Genomic DNA, 1,737 nt, shown 5'->3' with positions numbered 1-1,737 from the left:
AGGGCGGCATCGTCCTGCACGAGCTCACCACCATCCACGCCAGCCTCGAGGAGGCCTACCTGACCCTGACCAGTGACTCCGTGGAGTACCGCACCGACCCCGCCCACCAGACCCAGACGCGCCAGCCCGTGCCGCAGGCCCCCGCCCGGGCCTGAGACCCGCACCCCAGCGCGTCGCGCCCGCCACCAACCACCCCATCCGTCTCACCACAGAAGGCCTAGCCAAGCCATGAGTACCCACACCCCAGCACACGCCGCTGCCGCCCCCACAGGCCCCGCATCAGTACGCACCGCCGTCAAGACCGCCCCCACAGGCCCCGCACCGCGCCCAGCCGGCCCACGCGTCCAGGGCCGCCAGACCGTCCTGCGCTCCATACGCGCGGAGTGGATCAAGATCTGGACCCTGCGCTCAACCTGGATCACCTCCTTCATCGCCATCGCCCTCACCGTCCTGTTCGGAGTCGGAGTGGCCGTCGGCTACGCACACACCGCAGGCAAGGAGGCCGAAGCCGCGCATATGATCACATCAGGCACCTCCTTCGGGCAGATCGCTGTCGCAGTCCTGGGAGCCCTCATCATCACCGGAGAGTACGCCTCCGGTCAGATCCGATCCTCCCTAGCCGCTACCCCACGCCGCGGAAGGTTATTCGCTGCCAAGGCATTGGTAATTTCCTCTTGGGCTTTCGTCGTCGGCGCCCTTTCTATGCTCCTGACTTGGACAATCTCCACCCCTTTCATGAACGGGCACCACATCGCGCTGAACGACTGGCACTACTTGGGCTATTTCTGGGGTGTCGGACTCTCCTACGCCGGGATCTCTTTCATTGCACTGGGACTGGGCTACATACTCCGCTCCACCGCCGGAACCATCACCGCAATCATGACCCTATTATACGTCATCGACATCCCATTAACAGTCATGAGCGACAGATGGGACTGGGCGATCACACTCCAGGGGCTGGAACCCACCATCACTATTCTGGCCATCCAAGACCCCTTCGCCATCCGTCAATCATGGGGGTATCCCGGAACAGTCGCCTTTCTCGAGCAGTGGCAGGCACTTTTAGTCTTCAGCGCCTGGGTTCTGCTACCCTTAACCGCTGGATGGATCCTATTCAGCAAACGCGACGCCTGAGTCGGTTCATCGTGCCTGAGAGTTTAGTGACCGGAACCTATTGAAGTGCATAGGTGGGTGGGTACATCATTGTTGCGGATAGGGGTCAAAGTCCCCCGATGATGGGAGCTGCTACACACACCACCTGAAATACCTCGACGTGCCTGAGACTACCTTCACCGGTCTGGAGTGCGTGGTGTTTCTCGGACAGGGGGAGTTTTTCTTCCCGTGAGTCGATAGGATGGAGACCATGCCAGCAGCGAAATACTCAGAGGAGTTCAAGGCCCAGGTCGTGCGTGAGGTCATTGAGAAGGACCGCACGATCGCCTCGGTGGCGGCCTCGTATGATCTTGTGGCCCAGACGGTGGGTAACTGGGTCGCAAAGTACAGAAAAGATCATGCTACCGATCAGGACCGCAAGAAAGCCTCCGAGTCAGCCGAGATCGCGAAGCTGAGAGCGGAAAACAGGGAGCTGCGTCAGGAGAACGAGTTCCTGAAAAAAGCGGCGGCCTTCGTGTGTCCTGAACGGAAGGGAGCTGTGGGTGTAGTTCTGTAGCTTCTGGATGGTGTTGCGTAGATGATGAGGGTTGTGGCCCCTCGAAGTCGTTGTGCGGATGATGGCTT

The 1,737-nt window shown here is 60.5% G+C and carries 2 protein-coding genes and 1 pseudogene; all 3 read left to right on the top strand.

Translation table 11 applies throughout. From position 1 onward, the window contains the following. Window positions 1-155, top strand: a pseudogene (locus tag HCR68_RS14405) (ABC transporter ATP-binding protein); the annotation flags it as partial. A 73-nt stretch (window positions 156-228) separates the two neighbouring features. Next, entirely contained in the window at window positions 229-1,134 is a 906-nt protein-coding gene (locus HCR68_RS13880; RefSeq protein WP_208320627.1) for an ABC transporter permease subunit, read from the top strand. 229 nt (window positions 1,135-1,363) lie between these two features. Beyond that, on the top strand, window positions 1,364-1,669 hold the full coding sequence (locus HCR68_RS13875) for a transposase (RefSeq protein ID WP_167149493.1): 306 nt from the start codon (window positions 1,364-1,366) through the stop codon (window positions 1,667-1,669). Window positions 1,670-1,737: the final 68 nt, after the last annotated feature.

This window comes from Actinomyces sp. ZJ308 (assembly GCF_011752065.1).
Taxonomy (GTDB): domain Bacteria; phylum Actinomycetota; class Actinomycetes; order Actinomycetales; family Actinomycetaceae; genus Actinomyces.
Note: the sequence above shows the minus strand (reverse complement) of the source record. Positions and strands in the feature narration are given on the sequence as shown.

Coding starts and splice junctions, on each gene's coding strand:
- HCR68_RS13875 (WP_167149493.1), top strand. CDS start 1,364: ATGCCAGCAGCGAAATACTCAGAGGAGTTCAAGGCCCAGGTCGTGCGT.
- HCR68_RS13880 (WP_208320627.1), top strand. CDS start 229: ATGAGTACCCACACCCCAGCACACGCCGCTGCCGCCCCCACAGGCCCC.